This window comes from Micromonospora lacuserhaii, from assembly GCF_036902735.1.
In the GTDB taxonomy this organism is placed as follows: domain Bacteria; phylum Actinomycetota; class Actinomycetes; order Mycobacteriales; family Micromonosporaceae; genus Micromonospora.
This window is the reverse complement of sequence record NZ_JBAKHO010000012.1, coordinates 52,762-78,033: the sequence shown is the minus strand read 5'-3', so window position 1 is coordinate 78,033 and position 25,272 is coordinate 52,762. Positions and strand designations below refer to the sequence as shown.

General features: G+C 71.8%; 22 protein-coding genes. 6 read left to right on the top strand and 16 right to left on the bottom strand.

Annotated features, from left to right (window positions below):
- Positions 1-223: 223 nt before the first annotated feature.
- The 6 genes from V6U81_RS11405 to V6U81_RS11380 form a co-directional block, all read right to left on the bottom strand.
- Entirely contained in the window at positions 224-1,474 is a 1,251-nt protein-coding gene (locus V6U81_RS11405; protein WP_334487735.1) for an LCP family protein, read from the bottom strand.
- Positions 1,475-1,552: 78 nt separating this feature from the next.
- Positions 1,553-2,530: an NAD-dependent epimerase/dehydratase family protein gene (locus V6U81_RS11400; protein ID WP_334487733.1), complete on the bottom strand. Its 978-nt coding sequence runs from the start codon at positions 2,528-2,530 to the stop codon at positions 1,553-1,555.
- Positions 2,531-2,653: 123 nt separating this feature from the next.
- Positions 2,654-4,324: a solute symporter family protein gene (locus V6U81_RS11395; RefSeq protein WP_334487730.1), complete on the bottom strand. Its 1,671-nt coding sequence runs from the start codon at positions 4,322-4,324 to the stop codon at positions 2,654-2,656.
- On the bottom strand, positions 4,302-4,673 hold the full coding sequence (locus V6U81_RS11390) for a DUF485 domain-containing protein (RefSeq protein ID WP_334487727.1): 372 nt from the start codon (positions 4,671-4,673) through the stop codon (positions 4,302-4,304). The genes V6U81_RS11395 and V6U81_RS11390 overlap by 23 nt, the downstream gene beginning before the upstream one ends.
- A 158-nt stretch (positions 4,674-4,831) precedes the next feature.
- Positions 4,832-5,590 (bottom strand): flavin reductase family protein, encoded by a 759-nt coding sequence (locus V6U81_RS11385; RefSeq protein ID WP_334487910.1) that lies wholly within the window; start codon positions 5,588-5,590, stop codon positions 4,832-4,834.
- A 157-nt stretch (positions 5,591-5,747) separates the two neighbouring features.
- Positions 5,748-5,975 (bottom strand): hypothetical protein, encoded by a 228-nt coding sequence (locus tag V6U81_RS11380; protein ID WP_334487724.1) that lies wholly within the window; start codon positions 5,973-5,975, stop codon positions 5,748-5,750.
- Positions 5,976-6,170: 195 nt separating this feature from the next.
- Here V6U81_RS11380 and V6U81_RS11375 point away from each other — a divergent pair, with 195 nt between their 5' ends.
- Complete coding sequence (locus V6U81_RS11375; protein ID WP_334487721.1) at positions 6,171-6,956, top strand: helix-turn-helix domain-containing protein; 786 nt, start codon at positions 6,171-6,173, stop codon at positions 6,954-6,956.
- Positions 6,953-7,147: a DUF397 domain-containing protein gene (locus V6U81_RS11370; protein ID WP_334487719.1), complete on the top strand. Its 195-nt coding sequence runs from the start codon at positions 6,953-6,955 to the stop codon at positions 7,145-7,147. Before V6U81_RS11375 ends, V6U81_RS11370 begins: the two co-directional genes overlap by 4 nt.
- A 68-nt stretch (positions 7,148-7,215) precedes the next feature.
- On the opposite strand, the gene V6U81_RS11365 is transcribed toward V6U81_RS11370, so the two are convergent.
- The 5 genes from V6U81_RS11365 to V6U81_RS11345 are packed head-to-tail and all read right to left on the bottom strand — an operon-like array spanning position 7,216 to position 12,282.
- Positions 7,216-7,731, bottom strand: a complete 516-nt coding sequence (locus tag V6U81_RS11365; RefSeq protein WP_334487718.1) for an SRPBCC family protein — start codon at positions 7,729-7,731, stop codon at positions 7,216-7,218.
- A complete protein-coding gene (locus tag V6U81_RS11360) occupies positions 7,731-9,419 on the bottom strand; it encodes an ABC transporter permease (protein WP_334487716.1) in 1,689 nt (562 codons plus the stop codon). The genes V6U81_RS11365 and V6U81_RS11360 overlap by 1 nt, the downstream gene beginning before the upstream one ends.
- The gene (locus V6U81_RS11355) at positions 9,404-10,168 is read right to left on the bottom strand and encodes an ABC transporter ATP-binding protein (protein WP_334487713.1); all 765 of its coding nucleotides are present in this window, start codon (positions 10,166-10,168) and stop codon (positions 9,404-9,406) included. The genes V6U81_RS11360 and V6U81_RS11355 overlap by 16 nt, the downstream gene beginning before the upstream one ends.
- Before the next feature lie 58 nt (positions 10,169-10,226).
- Positions 10,227-11,867 (bottom strand): sodium/solute symporter, encoded by a 1,641-nt coding sequence (locus tag V6U81_RS11350; protein WP_334487710.1) that lies wholly within the window; start codon positions 11,865-11,867, stop codon positions 10,227-10,229.
- Position 11,868: 1 nt separating this feature from the next.
- Entirely contained in the window at positions 11,869-12,282 is a 414-nt protein-coding gene (locus V6U81_RS11345; protein ID WP_334487708.1) for a hypothetical protein, read from the bottom strand.
- 242 nt (positions 12,283-12,524) lie between these two features.
- Between V6U81_RS11345 and V6U81_RS11340 the strand changes: the two genes are divergently transcribed.
- The 3 genes from V6U81_RS11340 to V6U81_RS11330 all read left to right on the top strand — a co-directional run bounded on the left by V6U81_RS11340 (position 12,525) and on the right by V6U81_RS11330 (position 18,420).
- Positions 12,525-13,913 (top strand): hypothetical protein, encoded by a 1,389-nt coding sequence (locus tag V6U81_RS11340; RefSeq protein ID WP_334487706.1) that lies wholly within the window; start codon positions 12,525-12,527, stop codon positions 13,911-13,913.
- A gap of 193 nt (positions 13,914-14,106) precedes the next feature.
- Positions 14,107-16,227, top strand: a complete 2,121-nt coding sequence (locus tag V6U81_RS11335) for a hypothetical protein (RefSeq protein ID WP_334487704.1) — start codon at positions 14,107-14,109, stop codon at positions 16,225-16,227.
- A gap of 66 nt (positions 16,228-16,293) precedes the next feature.
- Positions 16,294-18,420, top strand: a complete 2,127-nt coding sequence (locus V6U81_RS11330; protein WP_334487701.1) for a choice-of-anchor D domain-containing protein — start codon at positions 16,294-16,296, stop codon at positions 18,418-18,420.
- 109 nt (positions 18,421-18,529) lie between these two features.
- On the opposite strand, the gene V6U81_RS11325 is transcribed toward V6U81_RS11330, so the two are convergent.
- The 5 genes from V6U81_RS11325 to V6U81_RS11305 form a co-directional block, all read right to left on the bottom strand.
- A complete protein-coding gene (locus tag V6U81_RS11325; RefSeq protein WP_334487698.1) occupies positions 18,530-19,186 on the bottom strand; it encodes a DUF5701 family protein in 657 nt (218 codons plus the stop codon).
- Between the two features lie 64 nt (positions 19,187-19,250).
- Positions 19,251-20,018, bottom strand: a complete 768-nt coding sequence (locus V6U81_RS11320) for a LytR/AlgR family response regulator transcription factor (protein ID WP_334487696.1) — start codon at positions 20,016-20,018, stop codon at positions 19,251-19,253.
- Positions 20,015-21,235 (bottom strand): sensor histidine kinase, encoded by a 1,221-nt coding sequence (locus tag V6U81_RS11315; protein WP_334487694.1) that lies wholly within the window; start codon positions 21,233-21,235, stop codon positions 20,015-20,017. Before V6U81_RS11315 ends, V6U81_RS11320 begins: the two co-directional genes overlap by 4 nt.
- A gap of 32 nt (positions 21,236-21,267) precedes the next feature.
- Complete coding sequence (locus V6U81_RS11310; RefSeq protein ID WP_334487907.1) at positions 21,268-22,833, bottom strand: sugar transferase; 1,566 nt, start codon at positions 22,831-22,833, stop codon at positions 21,268-21,270.
- A 268-nt stretch (positions 22,834-23,101) separates the two neighbouring features.
- On the bottom strand, positions 23,102-23,962 hold the full coding sequence (locus tag V6U81_RS11305) for an Fpg/Nei family DNA glycosylase (RefSeq protein ID WP_334487692.1): 861 nt from the start codon (positions 23,960-23,962) through the stop codon (positions 23,102-23,104).
- Between the two features lie 24 nt (positions 23,963-23,986).
- Between V6U81_RS11305 and V6U81_RS11300 the strand changes: the two genes are divergently transcribed.
- On the top strand, positions 23,987-25,258 hold the full coding sequence (locus V6U81_RS11300; RefSeq protein WP_334487690.1) for a glycosyltransferase: 1,272 nt from the start codon (positions 23,987-23,989) through the stop codon (positions 25,256-25,258).
- Positions 25,259-25,272 lie beyond the last annotated feature (14 nt).

Here is a 25,272-nt window from a genome sequence, read left to right as displayed (position 1 = left end):
CGCCAAGGCGAGGTCGTCAGACACCCAATTCTTAATCATTCCGACAGTTGCCTACGAATATCATCCGAACGGGTGAGGCAACGGGGTCTGGTCGGTGGTTGGCGGGCGATGACCGACCCGCCGAGAAACGACCTCTGATGACGCTCGTCGAAACCTCGCCGACATCTCGCCCGCCCGGCGGGCCGTCCCGGCGGCCGGAGCACCCGGCCGCCGGGGTGCCGGCTCAGTTCGTTCTGCCCGTTACGTCCGTCTTTTGGTTGGCCGCCACCCAGTCGGCCATGGTGTCGGCGGACATCGCCTTGTACATCGACAACGCCTTCTCCCGATCGGAGACCACCACGGACTCCCCGTTGATCGTCTCGCTGCCACCGTTCGGACTGGTGATGAAGGTGAGGTTCTCGCCGCGCAGATTGCGGAACTGCAACGCCATGTCGGTCAGCGAGAAACCGTTGTCCACGGTCACCGCGTCGGTGACCGACTGGAGAAAGTCGTTCAGCTTCTTCGGATTGGTCAGCGTGCCCGTGCTCGCCGCCTTGTCCATCAGCGCCTTGAGGAACTCCTGCTGGTGGCGCATCCGCGCGAAGTCGCCCTGCGGGAACTGCTTGCGCTGCCGGATCCAGTCCAGCGCCGTGGCGCCGTCCATGTGCATGGTGCCCTTGGTGAACTTCCGGTAGGGCTTGTGGATCGAGGTGATGCTCTGTTCCACCTTCAGGTCGACCCCGCCGAGAGCGTCGGTGACCTCCTTGAAACCGCCGAAGTCGATCGCCATCACGTGGTCGATCCGGACGTCGGTGAAGCACTCGACGGTCCGTACGGCCAGCGGCAGGCCGCCGAAGGCGAACGCCGCGTTGATCTTGTGGCGCTGGCCGGAGCCGCACTCCGCGCCGGCGCTCTCCGGGATCGGCACGTACAGGTCCCGCGGGATGGAGACCAGGTAGGCGGCCTTGTGGTCGGCCGGGATGTGCATGACGATGATCGTGTCGGCGCGCCACTGGCTCTGCTTGTCCACCGGGGCGTCCGGGTCCCGCGAGTCGGAGCCGACCAGCAGGATGTTCAGCGCGCCGTCGACCGCCTTGGCGGGGCGACCGCCGGTGATCTGCGAGAACGGGTCGGTGCGGGCCAGGTCCTCGTTGAGGTTGCGGGTGTAGAACCACGCCCCGATGCCGCCGAGCAGCGCGAGCACCAGCACCACGATGCCGGCGACCAGGCCGATCCGCCCCCAGCGGGGGCGTGGGCCGCGCCGGCCCGACCCACCGGGGCCGCCCGGCCCGCCCGGGTCCTGGGGCCCGCCGGGTCCGCCCGGGCCGCCCGGCCCGCCGGTGCGGCCCGGGGCCTCGTCGTACGACGGATACCACTGCGAGCCGGACGAGCGGGGGCGCGTGACGGCGCCCGGAGCGGAGCCGGGAACCGGGGCGCGCCCGGAGCTCCGGTGCAGGTACGGGAGCGGGGCGCCGGCAGACGATGTCGCTGACATGCGTCTCAGCGTACGTAGCCGAGTCGAGAGTTGCCCGAAGGAGAATGGCGGAAGACGCTCCGCGTGCCGGGGAAGGGGTTACCCTACCCGCTCGCGGAAGTGGTCAATCGTGCGTCGCAGGCCCTCTTCGGGCGTCACGGTCGGCTCGTATCCGAGCAGCTCCCGGGCGAGGGTCAGGTCCGGGCGGCGCTTCTCCGGGTCGTCCGAGCTGCGGGTGACGTAGGTCACCTGGGATTCGCTGCCGCAGAGTGACACGATCGTCTCCGCCAGTTGCCGCATGCTCATCTCATGCTCGGTGCCGCAGTTGATCGGCCCGGTCTCGCGGGAGTCGAGCAGGAGCAGGATCCCGCGCACCAGGTCGTCGACGTAACAGATCGAACGGGTCTGGTTGCCGGTGCCGTGCACGGTGATCGGCTCGCCGCGCAGCGCCTGGGAGATGAAGGTGGGGATGGCCCGCCCGTCGTCCGGGCGCATCCGCGGGCCGTAGGTGTTGAAGATCCGCACGATCGCGGCGTCCAACCCGCGGCTGCGGTGGTACGCCATGGTCGCCGCCTCGGAGAAACGCTTGGCCTCGTCGTACACCGCGCGGATGCCGATCGGGTTCACGTTGCCCCAGTACGTCTCGCGCTGCGGGTGCTCCTTCGGGTCCCCGTACGCCTCGGAGGTGGAGGCCATCAGGAACCGGGCACCGTCGGCGGTGGCGCGCTCCAGCAGGTGCAGGGTGCCGACCGAGCCGACCCGGAGGATCTCCACCGGCAGCTTCTCGAAGTCGGTGGGGCTGGCCGGGGAGGCCATGTGCAGGATGGCGTCGAACCGCTCGGCGAGCGCCGGGTGGTCGGTCGGCAGCCCCTCGGAGATGTCCGCCTCGACCAGGGTGAAGCGCGGGTGCTCCGCCAGGTGGGCGACGTTGTCCTTGGAGCCGGTGACGAAGTTGTCCAGCGCGACGACCGTGCACCCCCGCTCGATCAGGGCGTCGACCAGGTGGGACGGCACGAAACCGGCACCGCCGGTGACCAGGACGCGGTGATCGCTTCCGAAGCGCGGGGCAACCTTCATGCCGGTCAGCCTACTCAGCGACCGGGTCGTACGCGCCTCGGCCCGAGCCGCCGGCGCGCCCTCCGATGTGGCGCGGGGCCCCCGGCGTGGTCACGCCGGGGGCCCCGTACCGGTGCTGGGTGGTCAGTGCGCTCCGGCGCCGGTGAGGGCCCGCACCTCCAGTTCGGCGTACTTGGCGTCGTCCCGTTCCTTGGAGATCACCGTGCCGATCCATCCGCAGAGGAAGCCGAACGGAATGGAGAGGATGCCCGGGTTGGACAGCGGGAACCACTGCCAGTCGTGGTCGGGGAACATCGAGGTCGCCGCCCCGGACACCACGGGCGAGAAGAAGACCAGGAAGACGGCGGAGATCAGCCCGCCGTAGATGGCCCAGACCGCGCCCGAGGTGTTGAACCGCTTCCAGAACAGGCTGTAGAGGATCGCGGGCAGGTTGCCGGAGGCGGCGACCGCGAAGGCGAGCGCCACCAGGAAGGCCACGTTCAGGCTCTGCGCGAAGATCGAGAGCGCGATGGAGATCGCGCCGATGACCAGGGCGGAGATCCGGGCGACCGCCACCTCCTGCCGTTCCGAGGCCTGCCCGTTCCTGATGACGTTGGCGTAGAAGTCGTGCGCCAGGCTGGACGACGAGGCCAGGGTGAGCCCGGCGACCACCGCCAGGATGGTGGCGAAGGCGACCGCGGCGATGATCGCCAACAGGGTGGCACCGCCCAGGTCGCCGCCGAAGAAGTCCTTGCCCAGGGCCTCGGCGAGCTGCGGCGCGGCGGTGTTGCCGGCCTTGTCCTGCGCGGTGATCGCCTTGCCGCCGACCAGCGCCGCCGCGCCGAAGCCGAGGGCGAGGGTGAGCAGGTAGAACGACCCGATGATGCCGATCGCCCAGAGCACGCTCTTGCGGGCCGCCCTGGCGGTGGGCACGGTGTAGAACCGGATCAGGATGTGCGGCAGGCCGGCGGTGCCGAGCACCAGCGCGATGCCGAGCGAGAGCAGGTCCATCTTGTTGTAGAAGGTCTGCGTGGCGTCGCCCGCCTTCTCGACGCCGTACCGGAGCCCGGGTTCGAGGAAGGCGTCGCCCTTGCCGGACGCGGCGGCGGCGTCGCCGAGCAGCGAGGACAGGTTGAACTTGTACTTCGCGAGCACCAGCAGGGTCATCACGATCGCGCCGGTCATCAGCAGGAACGCCTTGACGATCTGGACGTACGTGGTGCCCTTCATCCCGCCGACGGTGACGTAGATGATCATCAGGGCGCCGACCATGATGATGGTGGCGACCTTGGCGGTGTCGGCGTCCATGCCGAGGAAGGTGGTGCCGGGCTTGATGCCGAGCAGCAGCGCGACCAGCGCGCCCGCGCCGACCATCTGGGCCAGCAGGTAGAAGATCGACACGGTGATGGTGGAGACCGCCGCCGCCGTGCGCACCGGCCGCTGGCGCATCCGGAAGGCCAGCACGTCGGCCATCGTGTACCGGCCCGAGTTGCGCAGCAACTCCGCGACCAGCAGCAGCGCCACCAGCCAGGCGACCAGGAAGCCGATGGAGTAGAGGAAGCCGTCATAGCCGTAGAGCGCGATGATGCCGGCGATGCCCAGGAAGGACGCGGCCGACATGTAGTCGCCGCCGATCGCCATGCCGTTCTGGAAGCCGGAGAAGGACCGGCCGCCGGCGTAGAAGTCGGTGGCGGTCTTGGTCTGCCGGCTCGCCCAGACCGTGATGGCCAGGGTGATCGCGACGAAGACCAGGAAGAGCGTGATGGTGAGGTTCCGGGCGGTGTCGCCCGCCTCAGCCGCGAGGACCGTGTTCATGGTGCACCTCCCCGATCTCGGCGCGGATCCGGTCGGCGACCGGGTCGAGCTTCCGGTCGGCGTACCGGGAGTAGAGCCAGGCGATGACGAACGTGGAGACGAACTGGAGCAGCCCGAAGACGAGCGCGACGTTGATGTTGCTGCCGAAGAGCTTCGTGCCCATGAAGTCCCGCGCGTACGCGGAGAGGATCACGTAGAGCGCGTACCACAGGAAGAAGGCGACGGTCATCGGGAAGACGAAGCTGCGCAGGGCGCGACGCAACCCGGCGAACTCGTCCGACCGCTGTACGGCGAGGTACCGCTCCGCCGCCGACTCTGCGGGGGCGGACGCGGGTGTGTCCGTGGACATCTGTGGATCACCACCTTCACAGGCGTGGGGAGTTTCGCGCACGGTAGAGAGCGCGCTCCACGCCGGGGAAGACCGTGATCGGGACCGGTCGGCGGCTGCGCCGAGCGGTCCGCTGGCTGCGCCGAGTGACCCAGGTCACTCCGTTGAGCGGTAGCCGCTCAGTCGGTCAGTTCCCGGTAGCGACCCCGGTAGTGCAGCAGCGGGGTGGTCTCCTCGGCCAGGTCGACCGCCTCGATGGTGGCCTCGACGAGCAGGGCCCAGCCGTACTCCCGGGCGGTGTCGAGCCGGCAGCCGGCCCACCCGCCGGTGTCGGTCGGGACCGGGCCGTACGGGGTGTCGGTCCACGCCCCGGTGGCGAAGAGCCCGCCCGGCGAGGGGAAGAGGCCGGCGAACCGGTCGGCCAGCTGCCGGTGCGGTGGGCCCAGCGGCGCCACCGCGAACCGGCCGGCCGCCTCGATCGCCGCCCACAGGTCCGACTCCGGGTCGATCAGCCCGAGCAGCCGGTCCGGCTCCCCCTCGGCGACAAGGGTGGAAGAGACGGTCAGCCCGGCCGGCCCCGGCGCCGTCCAGAGCGTGACCGGCGCGGCCAGCCGGCCGCGCAGCCGGCGGACCGGCGAGCGCTGCCCGGCGGGGACGGCGAAGGGATCGGTGTGGTGGATCTCGGCGCCCGGCTCATGATTCACGTGAAACATTGTGCCGCCCCGGGCCCGTGCCCAGCCAAGGAAGCGCTCGTGCAGCTCCACCGGGCGTGCGCCCGGGTGCAGTTGGCCGAGCTGATCGGCCGCCTCGGCCAGCATGCTCCCCAGGTAGACCAGTAGCGCGGTCCGATCGTGCCGGTACTCGACCAGCAGCGCCAGGCGGGCGGGCTGGCACGGCCAGTGCGCGCCGCAGGCCCGGCAGCGCCAGAGCGGCCGCATCGGCAGGTGCGGCCTGCTCACCGGCCCGACCGCGGCGTGTCGCCCGCCGGAAGCGGATGTGCGATTGAGCGTGATGACTCAGAGGCACATCTATGACTGAGAGGCGTCACGCTCGCGGTCAGGTGACGGTTCCCGGGGCGACACGCCCGGACGGCCGTCACCAGCGGCCGCCGTTCGCCCGCCAGGTCTGCGCCGGGGTCAGCCAGCCGGCCCGGCCCGGTCGCGGCAGGGCCACCGTCGGCCCGGTCGCCCACGCCGGTGGCTGGTTCGGCCGGGGCGCCAGCCGCGCCGGCCCGCTCGCGCCCGGCACGGCCGTCGGCGCCGCCAGCTTCTTCCTCCGGTACGACCACAGCGCCGCGTTCCTCCGGCGGAGGTACCCGAACATGGCTGATCTCCTCTCCTCGACGGGGGCCGCCCCGGCCGGGGGATGACCGGGGCGGCCCGACGCAGGACCGGCCGCCGGGTCGTCGCCTCCACCGGCCGGGCCGCGCGCCCTCCACCCTGGACTCAGGACGGGCGGCAGGGGAGGATGCCAGGGCTTACTACGCAGCGCGGTCACGTACTTACCGGAGAGGTAAGGATGAACGTCGAGATGTGGATCCGGGCGTTGAAGGCCGCCCGGGCCGGTGCCGAGGTTTCCCAGGAGAGGCTGGCGGCTCTGATCACGTGGAGCCCCTCCACGGTGGCCGCCATCGAGACCGGCCGCCGCCGGCCGACCATGGAGTTCGCCGTCGCCGCCGACCAGGCCCTCGGCACCGGCGGCCTCCTCGCCAGCATGCTCAAGGATCACGAGGGCAGGAGCTCACCTTCCTGGTTTGAGTCGTGGCCAGGCCACGAAGAGCGGGCATCCCGGCTGTGTCACTTCGAGCCATGTCTTGTTCCAGGTCTTCTTCAGACCGCGGAGTATGCCCGGGCTGTCTTCACCGCTGGCAGGCTTTACCGTTCCGACAAGGTCGAGGAACTGCTCAGCCTGCGGATGAGCCGGCAGGACGTGCTGTGCCGGGAGGAGCCACCCGAGTGCGTCTTCGTCATCGATGAGAGTGCACTGCGGCGGCCGATAGGTGGACCGGCTGTGATGGATCACCAGCTTGGCCGGCTGCTGGAGAGTGCTGACCTGCCCCATGTGCGCCTGCACGTTCTGCCGCTCGATGGCGGTGCGCACGTTTCGCTTGGGGGTGGGTTCGTGCTCGCGGAGCTGCCCGGGAAAGAGCGTCTGCTCTGCCTCGACAATGCGGCGCGAGGTCAGATCGCGGACCATCCAGAATGGATTGGATTGGTGCAGCGGAAGTGGGAGTATCTCCTCGGTGAGGCCCTGTCCGAGCATGCATCACTCGATCTGATCAAGAAACTGAAGGTGACGTCATGACCCCTGTCACACCGCTCTGGCGCACATCTACCCGGTCGGACAATGACGGCAACTGTGTCGAGGTGGCGGACAACCTGCCGGGCATGGTGCTGGTGCGGGACAGCAAGGACCGCTCCGGCCCCACCCTCACCGTCGCCCCGGCCGCCTGGCGCGCCTTCGTCGCCGTGCTCCGCACCATCCGCCCCGGCTGACGCGATCTTGCCGCCTGCCGTGCCCGCGACATGCCGCAAACGAAGCGGCCCGCTTGGGGCGGGCGGGCTCAGGTCGTACCCTCGTCCGGCCGGTGGTCGGGGGTGAGTGAGCGACGGGCGGCGGCCAGCACCTCCGGGTCGGCGCAGCCGGCGGCGTAGCCGGCGATGCGGCGGCGGATGTCCCTCGTCAACAGCCAGCCGCCGATCCGGCCGGCGACCGGCCGCAGGAACGCCGGGCGGGTGCGGAAGCTGTACCGCCAGGTGGCGACCGTGTGGCCCGGTTCCGGGGCGGGCGCGAACCGCCAGCCGCCGGCGAACATCTCGAAGAACCACGGCCCGCGCACCATCTTCATGCCCACATTGGTCGGCGGCGCGAACGACACGTACTCGCTCACCATGACCAGGCCGTGCCGGGACCGGGTGAACGTCCGCACCCCCTTGCCCGGACGGGTCGCCCCGTCGGTGAAGTGCTGCTCGCGCACGAACGGATCCCAGCGATAGCGCACCGGCGCGGTGGTCTGGGAGACCGCGAAGGCCAGCTCCGGGGGTACGGGCACGGTGGCCACCGCCTCGACGACCGGCATCAGCGGCGCGGGGTGACGGCGGCCAACAGCTCCGGCTGCCGGCGGTCCAGCACGTCCCCGGCCAGGTACGAGCCGAGCAGCGCCGCGCCCAGCCCGTACGCTCCGCCGACCGGCAGGGCCAGCCAGAGCCAGACGTCGCCGAGCAGTGCCGCGGCCACCACCATCGGAACGGCGGCGGCCGCCGAGGCGATCATGGACAGCAGGGTGAGGAAGCTCTTGGCCACCCCCGCACCGGTGTTCATCGCGAACGGGTTGCTCGTCTCCGGCAGCGAGTACGCCCCCAGCACCGAGACGAACCCGTTGATCGCCAACCCGGTCCCGTACGCGGCGAGCAGCGCCCCGGCGGCCACCGGAATCCAACCGGGCTCTCCCAATACGGTGGCGATCGCGATCGACGCCACCCCCAGGATCGGCACCACGTACGCCGAGAAGGCCGTCATCCGGGCGCGCAGCTCCAGCCGGCCGGGCACCCCGGCGACCACGTTCGCCGCGTACGCGCTGCCGTCGAAACCGAACTGGTTGGCCAGGGTGACCGACGCCAGCACCCCGACGAAGAGCATCGAGAGGCTGAGCAGTGCCGGCGAGGAGTTGCCGGCGGTGAAGTCGGGGCCGTCGCCGGCCGCGAAGTTCGCCCCGCCCAGGTTGACCATCACCGGCACGAAGATGCCCACCACCGCGATGGTGATCAGGTTGGCCCGCCGCCGGGCGTCCCGCCACCAGTAGCGGCACTCCCGCGCGACCAGCGCACCGAACCGGTCCCGCCCGATCCAGCCGACCGCCCGGGGGAAGAGCTGGGCGACCGCACCGCCCACCGGCCCGCGCCGGCTCTTCGTCGGCGCGGAACTCACCGCGCCGACCATCGCCGACTCCAGCGACCGGGACCACCAGAGCAGCAGCAGGCCGATGGTGAGCGCGGTGATCAGCAGCTTCACCGGCACCGCCCAGATCCGCCCCTCGGCGGCGTCGACGCCGACCGTCCACGGTGCCCCGAAGGGGGTCCAGCCGACGACCCGGGCCACCCCGGTGAGCCGGTCCCAGTCCGCGTTCCGGACTGCGGCGAGCACCACGATCTGGAGCGGCCCGAGCAGCGCGGCGACGACCGCCAGCAGCACGGCGGCCAGGTCGCGTACCCGCCGGGACCGCAGCATGGTGGCGAACGCGCTGGTCACCGCCCGGCTGGCCGCGACGCAGAGCAGCACGCCGGCCAGCACCCCGACCGCGCCGACCAGGCCGGCCGGCCAGCCGCCGAGCGCGCCGGCGGTGACCACCAGACCGGCGGTCGCCACCAGCACCGCGACCACCGGTACGCCGACCAGCGCCGCGGCGAACAGCCCGGTGACCAGGGTGCGCCGGGACAGCGGCAGCAGCGCGAAGCGGGCCGGGTCGAGGGTCTCGTCCACGCCGAAGAAGACCAGTGGCAGCAGCAGCCAGCCGAGCACCAGCAACCCGCCGCCGAAGGCCGCGGTCATCAGCGCGTACCGGGGTTCGTCGGTGAAGCCCGGCGCCGCCAGCAGCAGGAAGCCGCCGACCGCGAACCAGAGCCCGACCAGGGCGCCGGCCACGAAGAGCGCGATCCGCCAACCCTGGCCCCGGAAGTTGTTGCCCATCACCCGCAGCTTCAGCCGGACGAAGTGCCCGGCGGTGACCCGCCGGACCGGCTCGGCGGTCGGGGTCACCGGGACAGCCACGCCAGCTCCTCGCCGGTCGCGGTCCGGCCGCCGACCACCTCGACGAAGACCTCCTCCAGCGAGCGGTCGCCGCGGACCTGGTCGAGGGTGCCGACCCGCTTGATGGTGCCCTCGGCGAGGATCGCCACGTGCGAGCAGAGCCGCTCGACGACCTCCATCACATGGCTGGAGAAGACCACCGTGCCGCCGCCGACGACGTACCGGTGCAGGATGTCGCGGATCAGCGCGGCGGAGACCGGGTCGACCGCCTCGAAGGGCTCGTCCAGCACCAGCAGTCGGGGGCCGTGCAGCAGCGCGCAGGCCAGGCCGATCTTCTTTTTCATGCCGGCCGAGTAGTCGACCACCAGGGTCCGGTCGGCGTCGGTGAGCGCCAGTACGTCGAGCAGTTCGGCGGAACGCTGGTCGACCACCGCCGGGTCCATCCCGCGCAACAGACCGTGGTACGCCAGCAGTTCCGCCCCGCTGAGCCGGTCGAAGAGGCGTACCCCGTCGGGCATGACGCCGAGCAGCCGCTTCGCGCCCACCGGGTCGGCCCAGACGTCGTGCCCGAGCACCCAGGCCCGGCCGTGGTCGGGTCGGAGCAGGCCCACCGCCATCGACAGGGTGGTGGTCTTGCCGGCGCCGTTCGGGCCGAGCAGGCCGTAGAAGGAGCCGGCCGGGACGTCCAGGTCGACGCCGGCGACCGCGACCTTGCCGTCGAACCGCTTTGCCAGGCCACGCAGCGCGAGCGCGGGGTGCTCACCAGTCATGGTCCGACCGTATCCGTCGGGAGCCACCCGACGTTCCGCCCGCAGCGATCCCCGGTCATCAGAGCCGCAGCGCCTCCGGGGCGTGCAGGCGCAGCATGGTGGCCCCGACGTCGGTCGGTAGCCGGCGTCGGGTCGCCATCGACACCGCCACCATCACGGTGAACGCGAGTGGCACGGTCCACGCCGCCGGCTGGGTGGTCAGCGTGGCCGGCCAGCCCGACAGCGGCGGACCGAGCACGGTGACCAGTACCGCGCCGATCGCCGCGCCGCCGCCCACCAGTACCCCGGCGGCGGCGCCGAGGTCGGTCAGGCCGCGCCACCAGATGCCGAGCACCAGCAGCGGGCAGAAGCTGGACGCGGCCACCGCGAACGCCAGCCCGACCACCTGGGAGACGTCCAGCCCGGAGACGTTCAAGGCGAGCACCGCCGGCACCGCCCCGGCGATCACCGTGGCCAGCCGGAAGCCGCGTACCGAGCCGTGCCCGAGCACGTCGGTGGAGATCACCCCGGCGACGCTGGTGACCAGCCCGGACGAGGTGGAGAGGAAGGCCGCGAAGGCGCCGGCGGCGACCAGCGCGGCGAGCAGCCGCCCGGTCAGCCCGTCGCCGAGCGCCGCCCCGGGCAGCAGCACCACCACCGCGTCGGTCTGCCCGGACACCAGCAGTTGTGGGGTGTAGATCCGGCCCAGCACGCCGTAGAGGGTGGGGAGCAGGTAGAAGACGCCGACCAGGGCGAGCACCACCAGGGTGGTGCGCCGGGCCGCGGCGCCGTCGGGGTTGGTGTAGAAGCGGACCAGCACGTGGGGTAATCCCATGGTGCCGAGGAAGGTGGCCAGGATCAGCGAGTACGTGGCGAAGAGGCCGCGGTCGTCGTCCCCGGCCGCGCTGGGCAGCAGCCAGTCCGCGGCGTCGGTGGCCACCCCGGAGACCTCCGGCACCGGGTCGCCGGCCGCGAAGTCGACCCGGTCGCCGGGGCGTACCTCCTGGATGGTGCCGTCGGCGAAGGTGAGCGCCGCGCGGTGCTCGACCACGACGGTGGTCGCGGTGCGGAACGCCGGGCCGTCCGGCGGGGTCACCGCGGGGCGGGCGTCGGCCTGCCACTGCAACATCAGGAAGATCGCGGGTACGGCCAGCGCGGTCAGCTTCAGCCAGTATTGAAATGCCTGCACGAAGGTGATGGCCCGCATCCCGCCCAGCGCCACGTTCGCGGTGACCACGGCCGCCACCACCAGCGCCCCCACCGGATACGGCGCGCCGGCCACCGTGGCCAGGGTCAGCCCGGCGCCCTGCAACTGCGGGACCAGGTAGAGCCAACCGATGAAGATCACGAAGACGGTGGCCAGGGTGCGCAGCCGGCGCGAGCCGAGCCGCAGCTCGCAGAAGTCGGGCAGGGTGAACGCGCCGGAGCGGCGCAGCGGGGCGGCCACGAAGAGCAGCAGCGCCAGGTAGCCGGCGGCGAAGCCGACCGGGTACCAGAGCACGTCGACGCCGTACTTGAGGATCAGCCCGGCCACGCCGAGGAAGCTCGCCGCCGAGAGGTACTCTCCGCCGATCGCGGCCGCGTTCCAGGTGGGGCTGATCGCCCGGGACGCGACCAGGAAGTCCGACGTCGTCCGGGCCAGCCGCAGCCCGTAGAAGCCGATGCCGAGGGTGACCAGGGTGACCGCCACGATCGCCGGTACGACGAGATCGTTGCCCACCTCAGCGCTCCGGCCGCTGGACGAGATCGGTGAAGTCCTGCTCGTTCCGCTCGGCGAGCCGCACGTACGCCCAGCCCACCGCGATCAGGAACGGGAAGGAGACCGCCCCGAGCAGCAGCCAGGGCAGGTTGACGCCGCCGACGGTGACCCGGCCGACGGCGGGGGCGATGGCGAAGAGCCAGGGCAGGCCGCCGAGGCCGATCAGCACCAACAGGCTCAGCCGCAGGGCGAGCGCCAGCTGCGCCCGGACCAGCCCGCGGACCAGGGCCTCGCCGACCCGGGTCTGCTGGGCCAGCTCGGTGCGGGTGCGGTCGGCGCGGCTGTCGCGCCGGGACACCTCGGCCAGCACGATCCGGGCCCGCCCGGCTGGCTGGGGTGCCCGGGGGGCCGGGACCCGATCGTCGGCGGCGGCCACCTGGGCAGTCTCGCCTGCTCAGCGCGAATGTCAAGGGCTGTCCACCGGGGCTGTGGACAACGTGTGGACAACGCTTCACTCCTGTGGACAACCGGCGACCGGGCGGTTCGGGCCGCCGAAGAATCGCTGGTACGGGCCGGGAAACCGGCCCCCGGCCGCCGGTTGGGACCGTCTTGCCGGGGTAGGCACCGACCCCTACTCTGGGTCGGCAATCCCCATTCCTCTTCACTCGCGGGGTTTCTATGCGCAAAATCCGCACTCTGCTCGGCGTCACTCTCGCCGGCGCATGTGCACTGGCCGCGGTGCCCGGCGTGGCGACCGCCGCCGCCCCGGTCGCCACCTCGTCGCAGGCCGTGGCGGACCTGGCCGACGTGACCGGTGCCTACTACCCGGTCGCTCCCGCCCGCCTGATGGACACCCGGATCGGCCTGGGCGCGCCCAAGGCGAAGATCGGGCCTGCGGCGAAGGTCGACCTCCAGGTCGCAGGCCGGGGCGGCGTGCCGACCATCGGCGTCGGCGCAGTCGTGCTCAACGTGACCATCACCGGCCCGACCGCCGGCAGCTTCGTCACCGTCTACCCGGCGGGCGTGACCCGCCCGACCGCCTCCTCGGTGAACTTCGCCGCGGGCTGGCTGGGCTCCAACAACGTCACCGTGAAGCTCGGCTCCGGCGGCATGGCCTCCGTCTACAACAACAGCGGCTCCACCGACGTGATCGTCGACGTCGTCGGCTGGTACGCCAAGGACAACACCCCGACCAACCGGGCCGGCGGTCAGTACGAGTGGTTCGAGCCTCAGCGCGTCGACGACACCCGGGACGACCCGGCGGGCAAGCCGCTGGCCGGCGAGGCGCTGGATTACGCCCTCAGCTTCCAGGACACGCCTGAGCGCAACACGCACGTGAAGGCGTTCGTCCTCAACATCACGGCGGTGTCGCCGTCCGCCGGTGGCTTCCTGACCGCGTGGTCCGGCGCGACTGCACGGCCGAACGTGTCCACGGTGAACTACGGCGCCGGCAAGAACGTGCCGAACCTGGCGTACGTGGAGACCACCCCGTGCACGGGCACCGAGGACAGCAACTTCTGCGTCGTCGGTGAGCCGAAGTTCAAGATCTTCACCTCGCAGTCGGCGCACATCCTCGTCGACGTGGTCGGCGTCGTCGACGACGGCTACGGCGATCTCGGCATGCGGTTCTCGCCGCTGAGCCCGACCCGGATCGTGGACAGCCGGATCAACCAGGGCATCACCGGCGCGATCGGTGCGAACGCGACCCGCACGGTCACCGTCCCGCCCGCGCTGGTCACGCCCGACACGGGTGTGCTGGCGATGAACGTGACCGCCGTCCAGCCGACCCTCAACACGGTCATCACCACCTGGCCGGCCGACCCCGGGGTGGCGAGGCCGGCCACCAGCAACCTCAACCCGTATGCCGGTCAGGTCGTCTCCAACGGCGTGCTCGGCATCATCGAACCGAGTGCCGCCTTCAACGTGTGGAACCTCCAGGGCAGCACGCACCTGGTGGCAGACGTGGTCGGCACGTTCTACTACCCGGCGCCGGTGGCCGCGACGGCCCGCCAGTCGCTCGCGGGGGGCGCCACCCGGCCGACCCTGCACGTCTCGTCGAGCCGGTAACAGTCCCGCAACACACCGGAAAGGGCGTCCCGGCCGAATCGCCGGGGCGCCCTTTCTCGCGCTCCGGCGGGCACTGATCCGGATACGCGGCCAAATGCCCTTTCTTGGGATTCCGGCCTATCGTGCTTGCCGCTGTTGATCACCGCCCATATTCTGTGCCGACAATCCCTCTCCCTTCTTCCACGGGGTGTTCATGCACAAAATCCGCACCCTCCTCGGCGCGGTTGTCGCCGGGGCCTGTGCGTTGGCCGTACTGCCGGGAATGGCGCTCGCCGCGCCGACCGCGCCGTACACCGTCCTCACCGTCGACCTCGGTGACCACCAGACCTTCCCGGTCCAGAAGTCGGCCGTCTACGACCGCGACAACGCCCTCATGCAGGCCACCATCGGCGACGAGGACCTGTTCGGGCTCGAGGCCAAGAACCTGCCCACCATCGAGTACGTGGCCTGGGCGGCCCAGCCGCCCGTGGGCCAGAGCTGGGTCGTGGGGCAGACCTACCCGGCCGGGCTCTTCCGGGACGACACCGGCCGGGCGATGCTGCGGCTGACGTCGAACCACAACGACTGCCAGGGCTCCGGCGACCTCACGGTGCGCGACCTCGAGCGGGACGCGGACACTCAGCGGATCACCGTCTTCGCCGCCTCGTACCGGTACACCTGCGGCAACGTCAGCACGCCGATCACCGGTGAGGTGCGGTGGCAGTCGTCCGTCGACTACATCGCGGCCGTCACCAACCCGACCACCGTCGACTTCGGCACCCGCGAGGTGGCGTCCCCGGGCACCGCCCGGACCGTCACCGTGACCGCCGCCGGCAGCGTGCCCAGCGTCTTCGGCGCCACCACGGTCGACGGCCCGGTCCCGGGCCTCTTCACGGTCAGCAACGACACCTGCGCCGGCCAGACGATCGCGCCGGGCGGCACCTGCACGGTGACCGTGGTGGCCAACGTGTTCCGCGACGGTGAGCAGAACGCCAAGCTGCTGATCGCCGACAACACCACCTTCGGCCGCCGGGTGGTGCCGCTGAAGGTCGTCGGCCAGCGCGGCGCGGCCGGCACCTTCTACCCGCTCACCCCCACCCGGATCATGGACACCCGCACCGGCCTGGGTGCGCCGAAGGCCCGGCTCGCGCCGGCCGGCAAGGTCGACCTCCAGGTCACCGGGCGGGCCACCGTGCCGACCACCGGCGTCGGCTCGGTCGTGCTGAACGTGACGGTGACCGGCCCGACGTCGGGCGGCTTCCTCACCGTGTACCCGGCGGGCGAGGCCCGGCCGACCGCGTCGTCGATCAACTTCGCGGCGAACTGGCTGGGTTCGAACAACGTCACGGTCAAGCTCGGTTCGGGTGGCAAGGTCTCCATCTACAACCACGTGGGCTACACCCACGCGGTGGTCGACGTGGTGGGCTACTACGCCAAGGACAACTCGATCATCAGCGCCAAGGGCATCGGCGGCCACTACCAGTGGTTGAACCCGTACCGGGCCTTCGACTCCCGCACCGACGGCGGGGCCGTCCCCGCCGACTACTACATCGACGGTGCGATCGACTTCGGGGAGTCCCTCAGCCCTAAGATTCAGGCGCTGGTCCTGAACATCACCGCCGTCAACCCGCAGCGCGGTGGCTACATCACCGCGTGGCCCGGCTTCGACGAGAGCGACCTGCCGACCGCCTCGACGGTCAACTACGCCGCCGGCAAGGTCGTGCCGAACCTGGCCGTGGTCCGGACCCGCCAGGTCTGGAACAGTGACGACGGCTACTACATGCCCGCCTTCTCGGTCTACACCTCGCAGACGACCAACTTCCTGATCGACGTGGTCGGCGTGATCGACAACGGCTACTACCCCGACGGCCTGCGGTTCACCCCGCTCAGCCCGAAGCGGATCGCCGACAGCCGGATCAACCTGGGCATGACCGGTGCCCTCGGCCCCGGCTCGACCAAGAAGGTCACCGCCCCGGCGGGCATGGTGAGCGACAGCACCGAGGTGCTGTCGATGAACGTGACGGCCGTGACGCCGAACAGCGGCACGTACCTCACCGCCTGGCCCGCGGACGCCGGGATGGCCCGGCCGGGGGTCAGCAACCTCAACCCGGCGGCCGGTCAGACCGTGTCGAACGCGGTCTGGGGGGTCATCGGCCCGACGGACGCGTTCAACGTCTACAACCACCTCGGCGGCACGCACCTGGTCGCCGACGTGGTGGGCAGCTTCTACCTCTACCCCGGCACGGCGACCTCGCCGACCGTCGCGCAGGCGATGGCCGCGAACGCCGAGCGGGTGAAGGTGCGGGACACGAACTTCACCGTCCGGCACCGCTGAGCAGTGCGGGTGTCCCGCCGGTGCGCCGGCGGGACACCCGCTTCTCTTCTCTTTCTTCTCGATCGCATGGGGTGTCCATTGCGTACCTTCCGCACCCTTCTCGGCGGCGTCGTCGCCGGGGCCTGCGTGTTGGCCGGACTGCCGGGGGTGGCACTCGCCGCGCCCACCGCGCCGTACACGGCCCTCACCGCCGACCTGGGGGAGCATCACGCCCGTCCGGTCCTCGACTCGTTCGTCTACGACGACACCACCGCCACCATGCGCGGCGCGGCGACCGCCGACGACACCTTCCAGCTCACCGCGACCTTCCCCGACACCAGCTACCAGCTACGCCTCGACGCCGCGCCGCCGACCGGCGGGACCTGGACCGAGGGGCAGACGTACGCGACCGCGCGCGGGCGGGACAGCACGCATGCCCTGCTCGACCTCATCGAGTCCGGCACCGGCGGGTGCACCGAGGCGGTCGGCGCCGTCACCGTCCGGGAGGTGGTCCGGGACACCGGCAGCCAGACCATGACGGGCTTCGCCGCGAACTACGAGTACCACTGCGACGGCGACCCGGCCGCGATCACCGGCGAGATCCGCTGGAACTCCTCGGTCGGCTACGTCGCCGTGCTGCCGGAGCCGCGCCTCCTCGACTTCTCCGGCGTGTACCTCGGGGACAGCCCGACGAAGTCCGTCGTGCTGCAGTCGGTGGGAAGCCAGGCCACCACCTTCGGCTCTCTGACGCTGGGTGGTACCAACCCCCAGTCGTTCCAGGTCGACTGGGACGGCTGCTCCGGGCGGACGGTGCAGGCGGACTCCACGTGCACCATCCTGATCCGGGCCCGGCCGACCCGGGCCGGGTGGCACAACGCGGTGCTGTACCTGCCCGACAACAGCGCGACGGGGCGGCGAGCGATCCCGCTGAAGGCGTACGGCATCGACAGCAACAAGGGCAGCTACTACCCGGTCACCCCGACCCGCCTGATGGACACCCGTACCGGTCTCGGTGCCCCGAAGGCGAAGCTCGGCCCGGCCGGCAAGATCAATCTTCAGGTCGGCGGTCGCGGCGGGCTGCCGAGCGCCGGTATCGGCGCGGTCGTGCTGAACGTGACGGTCACCGGTCCCACCGCCGGCAGCTTCCTGACGGTGTACCCGTCGACCGACTCCCAACGACCGACCGCCTCTTCGGTCAACTTCGCCAAGGGCTGGTTGGGTTCCAACAACGTCACCGTCAAGCTCGGCACCGACGGCAAGGTGGCGATCTACAACAACAGCGGCTACACCGACGTGGTGGTCGACGTGGTCGGCTTCTACGGCGACGGGGTCGCAGTTTCCTCCATCCCGGCCAAGGGCGGCCAGTACCAGCCGTTCGAGCCCTACCGCATCCTGGACACCCGCGACGGTACCCGCGGTCCGCTGCCGGCCGGCGCCGCCGTCAACGGCTGGATCGACTTCCTGGACGGTGACCTCAACTCCCACGTCCGGGCGCTGGTCCTGAACATCACCGCGGTCAGCCCGCAGCAGGGCGGCTTCCTGACCGCCTGGTCGGGTACGACCAGCGTGCCCGAGGTGTCCACGGTCAACTACGCCGCGGGCAAGGTGGTGCCGAACCTGGCCTACGTGCAGACCGTGCCGTGCGCCGCCGGTGGCTGCGGCGGGGCGACCGGCGCGCCGAACTACAAGATCTACACGTCCGCCACCACTCATGTGGTGGTCGATCTGGTCGGGGTCGTCGACGACGGGACCGTGACTGACGGGCTGCGCTTCCGCCCGAGGAGTCCGACGCGGATCGCGGACAGCCGGATCCAGCAGGGGCTGCGGGACCTCGGCCCGGGCGCGACCGGGACGGTGACCGTCCCGTCCCAGCTCGTGGACGAGGCGACCCAGGTGGTGGCCATGAACGTGACCGCGGTGACGCCCGAGAAGAGCACCGTGCTCACCGTCTGGCCGGCCGACCTGGGCATCGAACGGCCGCTGGCCAGCAACCTGAACCCGGCCGCCGGGCAGACCGTCTCGAACGGGGTGCTCGCCGGGATCGGTCCGAAGGACGCCTTCAACGTCTGGAACCTGACCGGTTGGACGGGGGTGGTGGCCGACGTGGTGGGCACGTTCTACGTCTACCCGGCCACGGCCGGCACGACCGCTTCGGCGGCTCCGGCCCGGCGTACCTTCGCCGGCACGATCGGCTCGGAGCGCGTCTCCGGCTGATCCCGGCGTTCGTGCGAAGGGCGTCTCGGCCGAGCCGGGGCGCCCTTCGGCGTGTCGGGAACCTTTCGCCCCGCCCGCGAGTGGGACTGGTGGAGAAGGGAGGTGACGGTCACTCCAGGCCGACGCGCTCGGGGCGGGCGGAGGCGGAGCCGAGCCAGGTGTGCGGGTTGCCGTACCAGCACCAGCCGAGCTTCGGCGCGCCCTGGCTGATCCAGAGCGCCGGCACCCGCTTGTCCCCGCAGCGCGAGCCGACCAGCGAGAAGCACCGGTTGCTGGCGAGGGCGGCGGGGAAGTGGGTGACGAGCGCGATGCCCTCGTCGATGGTGATCGGCAGCCGGTCCTGGGCGGCCATCTGATCGACAGCGGCCGACGGCGGGAGGTTCCGGAACTCCTCACCTCGGTCGACGTCGAAGAGCAGGTAGGCCGGCCCGACGGGCACCTCCAGCTCCTTGATCGGGTCGAACTTCGGCAGATCGGCTTCGGGAAAGTTCCGGTCGAGGAAGCCGGGCTTGCGCTTCCCGGCCAGGGTGGTGAGCGCCAGCCGGTCCGGCACTCCGACCAGGTCGCGGGTGGTCACCAGCAGGAACGGCACCCGGGCGTCGGTGGGGGCGGGCAGCCCGGCGGCGCCGGCCACGGCGGCTTCCCGCAGCGGTGCAAGGAGGTCGCGGAAGCTGTCCTCGCCGTGCCCGGCGAGCGCCGGGTAGCCGAGGCGGAACAGGGTGTCGAGTTGGCGGTCGAACTCGGCGGCGGGGTCGAACACGGTCACGGCGGCCTCCTGTTGTCGTAGGGCCTACCGTACAGCGTACGCCAACGGCAATTCTATTCCCGACTCACCGGTTCCAGTCCTGTTTCGCCGCCCGCACCAGCTTGTCCTTCAGCTCCCGGGTGTGCCGGCGGCTGACCGGCAGCTCCGAGGAGTCGATCACCACCACGTAGCCCGAGTTCGCCAGCCGCAGCTCGGCGATCAGCTTCAGCTGCACCAGGTACGACCGGTGGATCCGGACGAACCCGGCATCCGCCCAGCGCTCGGCGAGCGTCGCCAGCGACACCCGGACCAGGTGCGAGCCGTCCGCCGTGTGCAGCCGGGCATAGTCGCCCTGCGCCTCCACCCAGCGCACCGCCGAGCGGGGCAGCATCCGGGTCGTCCCGGCCAGCTCGATCGGGATGGTCGGATCCTCCTCCGCCCGGGCGAGCGCCGCGGGGTGCGACGGGACCACCCGCGAGCCGATCACCCGGCGCAGCGACTCCGCCAGCCGCTCCGCCCGTACCGGCTTGCGGACGTAGTCCGTCGCGCCCAGGTCGAACGCGTCCACCGCGCCGTCGTCGTACGCGGTGACGAAGACGATCGCCGGGGGCCGCGCGAAGCGGCGCAGCACCCGGGCCAGCTCCATCCCGTCCAGCCCGGGCATCCGGATGTCCAGGAAGACCACGTCCACGTCGGCGTCGCGGAGCACCCGCAGCGCCTCGGTCGCGTCGCCCGCCGTGTGCAGCCGGGCCACCCGGGGGTCGGCCCTCAGGTGGTACGCCAGCTCGTCCAGCGCCGGCGGCTCGTCGTCGACCGCCAGCACCCGGAGGAATCCCGAGGCCCGCTCGCTCATGAACCCGCCCGTACGCCGGGGTGGAACTTCGGCACCCGCAGGCTCACCTTCGTACCCGAGCCGGGGCCGGTCTCGACGACCAGGCCGAACCGGTCCCCGAAGACCGACCGGAGCCGCTCGTCGACGTTGGAGAGGCCGACGTGGCCCTGGTCGTCGCTCGGGTCGCTGCCGCCCCGGGCCAGCTCGGCGATCCCCGCGGTCAGGGTGGCCGGATCCATCCCCACTCCGTCGTCCTCCACCGTGATGTGGCACTCCGCGCCCGCGTCCCGGGCCTCGATGCTCACCATGCCGGTGCCGGGCTTGCGGGACAACCCGTGCCGGACGGCGTTCTCCACCAGCGGCTGGAGGCAGAGGAACGGCAGCGTCACCGGCAGCACCTCCGGGGCGATCTCCAGCCGTACCTGCAACCGGTCGCCGAACCGGGCCCGTTCGATGGTCAGGTAGCGGTCGATCGAGCGCAGCTCCTCGGCCAGCGTGGTGAACTCACCGTGCGCCCGGAACGAGTACCGGGTGAACTCGGCGAACTCCAGGATCAGCTCCCGCGCCCGCTCCGGGTCGGTCCGGACGAACGAGCCGATCGCGGTCAACGCGTTGTAGATGAAGTGCGGGCTGATCTGGGCGCGCAGCGCGCGGATCTCGGCCCGGGCCAGCCGCTCCCGGGACGAGTCCAGCTCGGCCAGGGCGAGCTGGTTGCCGGCCCAGTGGGCGGTCTCCAGGGTGGCCTGGACCAGCCCGGGCGCCGGCGGCGCGTCGGCGACCGCGACCAGCGCGCCGACCACCCGCCCCTCGGCAGAGAGGGGAGCGACCACCGCGCCCCGGATCGGGCAGTCCACCCGGTCGCAGTGCAGCTCCGACTCGCCGAGCACCGTCGAGCGCCCGGTCTCCACCGCCCGTCGGGCCGCCGCGAGCAGTTGGTCGCCGTGGTGCGCGCCGCGCCCGTCGAGGGCGAGCAGCGCGTCGGTGTCCGTCAGCGCCAGCCCGGCCGCCCCCACCAGGGACCGCAGATGGCGTACGGCCTTCGCCGCGCCGGCCGGGTGCAGCCCGCCGCGCAACGGCTCGGCGGCCAGGCCGGCGGTGTGCAGGACCTCGTAGGTGGCCCGCTGGGTGGCCGTGGCGATTCCCCGCCGGCCGCGCAGCCGCAGCACCGCCCAGAGCGCCGCGGCCAGCGCGGTGACCAGCGAGACGACGCCGACGACGGCGGAGAGGTTGCCACTCACGCAGCGATCCTGACGGGTGCCGCCCCCGAGCGCTAGTACGCCCCCTTGCGGGCCAGCACCACGCCCACCGTCCGCCACAGGATGCTCAGGTCGTACGCCAGCGACCAGTTGTCGACGTAGTAGAGGTCCAGCCGGACCGCCTCGTCCCAGGACAGGTCGGAGCGGCCGGAGACCTGCCACAGGCCGGTGATGCCCGGCCGGACCAGCAGCCGGCGGCGCACGTCGCCGAGGAAGTCGCCGTCGTCGGCGGGCAGCGGGCGCGGCCCCACCAGGGACATCTCGCCCCAGAGCACGTTGATCAGCTGGGGCAGCTCGTCCAGCGAGGAGGCCCGCAGGAAGCGGCCCACCGCGAAGACCCGGGGGTCCTGCTTCATCTTGAACAGCAGGCCGTCGGTCTCGTTCTGGTCGGTGAGGCTGGCCAGCCGCTCCTCGGCGTCGACGTACATGGTCCGGAACTTCCAGACCCGGAAGGTGCGCCCCTCGTGGCCCACCCGGGGCTGGCGGAAGAAGACCGGCCCGGGGTCGGAGATCCGGATGGCGATCGCGATGGCCAGGAAGAGCGGCGCCAGCAGGAGCAGGCCCAGGCCGGCGAGGACCCGGTCCAGCAGGTTCTTGACCAGCAGCGCCGGGCCCGACAGGGTCGGCTCCTCGACGTGCAGCAGCGGCAGGCCCTCGATCGGGCGGATGTGCACCCGGGGGCCGGCGATGTCGGTGAGCTGCGGGGCGACGACCAGGTCGACGCCGGAGCCCTCCAACTGCCAGGCCAGCCTGCGCAGCTCGCCCGGCTCGGCGCTGGCCGAGCCGCAGACCGCGATGGTGTCCCCGCCGACCTCGCGGACCAGGGCGAGGACGTCCCGGCCGGCGTAGACCGGCACGGGGGTCTGGATGCCGCGGGCGGCGGCGTACCCGTCGGTGATGTGGATGGCCACCGGCACCAGGCCGGCGCCCGGGTTGCGGGTGACCGCGGTGTAGACCTCCAGCGCCTCCGGCAGGGTGCCCACCAGCACCATCCGGTGCCCGGCCTGACCGGCCCGGCTGCGCACCTGGTGCAGCACGAACCGGGCCAGGAACCGGACCAGCAGGATCAGCAGCAGGGCGCCGAGCAGGGCGAAGCCGACCGACCACCGGGACAGCAGGGTCCGCGTGGCGAAGGCGATGAAAGAGACCGTGGCGGCCACCGCCACCCCGGCCCGGATCACCCGCTTGAACTCGTCCGGCCCGAGGCCGAGGTATCGCCGGTCGTAGGACCCGTTGCCCCACAGGATGATCAACCAGCCGAGCGGGAGCAGCACGAACGCCACCGTGTGGAACCAGGACTCCTTGGCGTCCTGGAAGCCCGAGGCGGCCTGGTCGAAGGTCTGGACGGCGATCCAACTGGCCAGTGCCGCCGCCCCGAAGTCGAGCAGCAGGAGCAGCGCGATGTAGGGCCGGTGCCAGCGGGAGACCCGTCGGCGGGCACGCGCCCACGCCGACCGGGGTACGCCGTTGTGCGACGGCGGTGTCGGCGGCTGGATCTCGAAGCTGTCGACGTGCCGCACGAGTTTGCTCCGGCCTGTGTTGGTTACCGGGCGCTGGAGGCTTGTCGTCACCTCACCCATGTCCTCCCGCATGCCACGTGCCGCTCACTCGCCGTGAGGGGCTCGGGTCGCCCACCGTTCCAGTCTCCCACGCGGGCATCGGGCCCGACGCTGACCCGAAGGACATCGCGTCTGGTGTTGCCAGCGGGGGATCCGGCCGGCTCCACGTCAGTTTGGAAGCCGGGGACCGAGCCACTATACCGATGTATGGGGGGTCGGGAAGAGGCGTGGACCGGGACCTTCGACGCGCCCGGGATGATTCCTCTCCGTAATCGGAACGTGTCGTCACTCACCGTACGAGGCGGGACAACCGACGGTCAGCGAGGGGCTTGCCGCCGGTCTGGCAGGTCGGGCAGTACTGGAGGCTGGAGTCGGCGAACGACACCTCCCGCACCGTGTCGCCGCAGACCGGACAGGGCAGCCCCTTCCGGGCGTGCACCTTCAGCCCGGAGCGCTTCTCGCCCTTCAGCTCCGCGGCCCGCTGGCCCAGCGAGCGGCGGACCGCGTCGCCGAGCACCGCCCGGGTCGCCCCGTGCAGCACGGCGATCTGGTCGTCGGTGAGCCGGTCGCTGATCGCGAACGGGGAGAGCTTCGCCGCGTGCAGGATCTCGTCGGAGTACGCGTTGCCCACCCCGGCGAGCACCGACTGGTCGGTGAGCACTCCCTTGACCTGACCGCGGCGGCTGCGCAGCCGCTCGGCGAAGGTGGCGAGGTCGGCGCCGAGCGCGTCCGGCCCCAGCTTCGCCACGCCGGGCACCTGGGCCGGATCGGTCACCAGGTAGACGGCGAGCTTCTTCTGGGTGCCCGCCTCGGTCAGGTCGAAGCCGGAGCCGTCGTCGAGGCGTACCCGCAGCGCGATCGGGCCCTTGCCCGGCCGGAGCGGGACGGTCGACGAGAACGCCTCCCGGTAGTGCAGCCAGCCCGCCCGGGCCAGGTGCACCACCAGGTGCAGGCCGCCGTCGAAGACCACGTCGAGGAACTTGCCGTGCCGCCGGGCATCCGTCACCGCCCGGCCGGCCAGCGCGGTCGGCGCCGGGTCGTACGTCTTCAGGGCGCTGATCGCGGCGACCTCGCACCGGTCGACGCGCCGCCCCACCGCGCGCTCACGCAGGTAACCCGCGAGCGCCTCCACCTCCGGTAGCTCGGGCACCGTACAAAGGTAGCCTTCTTTCCCGTGAGAATCGTGGTGGCGCACAACCGGTACCGGGAAGCCCAGCCCTCCGGCGAGAACACCATCGTCGACTCGGAGATCGCCCAGCTCACCGCCGCCGGCGTCGAGGTGTTGCCGTTCATCCGCAGCTCCGACGAGATCCCGTCGATGTCGAAGGCGGCCAAGGCGCTGCTGCCGATCTCCCCGATCTGGGCGCCGCGCGCCCAGGAGGACCTGAGCCGGCTGATCACCGAGCACCGGCCGGACGTGCTGCACCTGCACAACCCGTACCCCCTGATCTCGCCCTGGGTGGTGCGGACCGCGCACCGGCACGGCGTGCCGGTGGTGCAGACGGTGCACAACTACCGGCAGGTCTGCTCCTCGGGCATCTACTTCCGGGACGGGATGATCTGCCAGGACTGCAAGGGCCGGGCGCTGGGCGTGCCGGCGATCGTGCACCGCTGCTACCGGAACTCGGCGGCGCAGAGCGCGCTGATGGCGACCACCCTGGCCGTGCACCGGGGCACCTGGCGGTCGGTGGACCGGTTCATCGCGCTCACCTCGGCGATCGCCGACCACCTGCGGGACTACGGCATCCCGGCGGACCGGATCGTGGTCAAGCCCAACGCGGTGCCGGACCCGGGCGCGCCCGCGCCGCTCGGCGACGGGTTCCTCTACATGGCCAGGCTCACCCCCGAGAAGGGGCTCGACCTGCTGCTGGAGGCGTGGCGCCAGCACCCGGTCGGGGCGCTGGGCCCGCTGCGCGTCGCCGGTGACGGGGAGCTGCGGCCGCTGGTCGAGGCGGCCGCCGCCGAGCGACCCGACGTGCTCTATCTGGGCCAGCTGGATCGGGCCGGGGTACGGGCCGCGATCGAGGCGAGCGCCGTGGTGATCGCTGCCTCCACCTGGCACGACGTGCTCCCGACGGTGATCATCGAGGCGCTGGCCAGCGGGCGGCCGGTGCTCGGCACCGCGCTCGGCGGCATCCCCTACCTGGTGGGGGCCGACGCGCCGCACGAGCCCGCGGGCACCGGCTCCGCCGCCGTCACCTCCGCCGTCGCCGGAGCCGGCGTCGCACCGCTGCCGACCGGCGTGGTCACCGGCACCGCCGGTTGGGTCGTCCCCCCGGAGCCGGCCGCGATGGCCGCCGCCCTCCCGGTCGCCCGCGCCGGCGCACCCGCCCTGGCCGCCACGGCCCGCGCCCGCTACGAGCAGACCTTCCACCCCGACGTGGTCACCAACCGCCTCCTCGACATCTACGCCGACGTGGCCCGGCCCTCCGCCCCCCGCCCCTGAGACCCGCGGCCGGC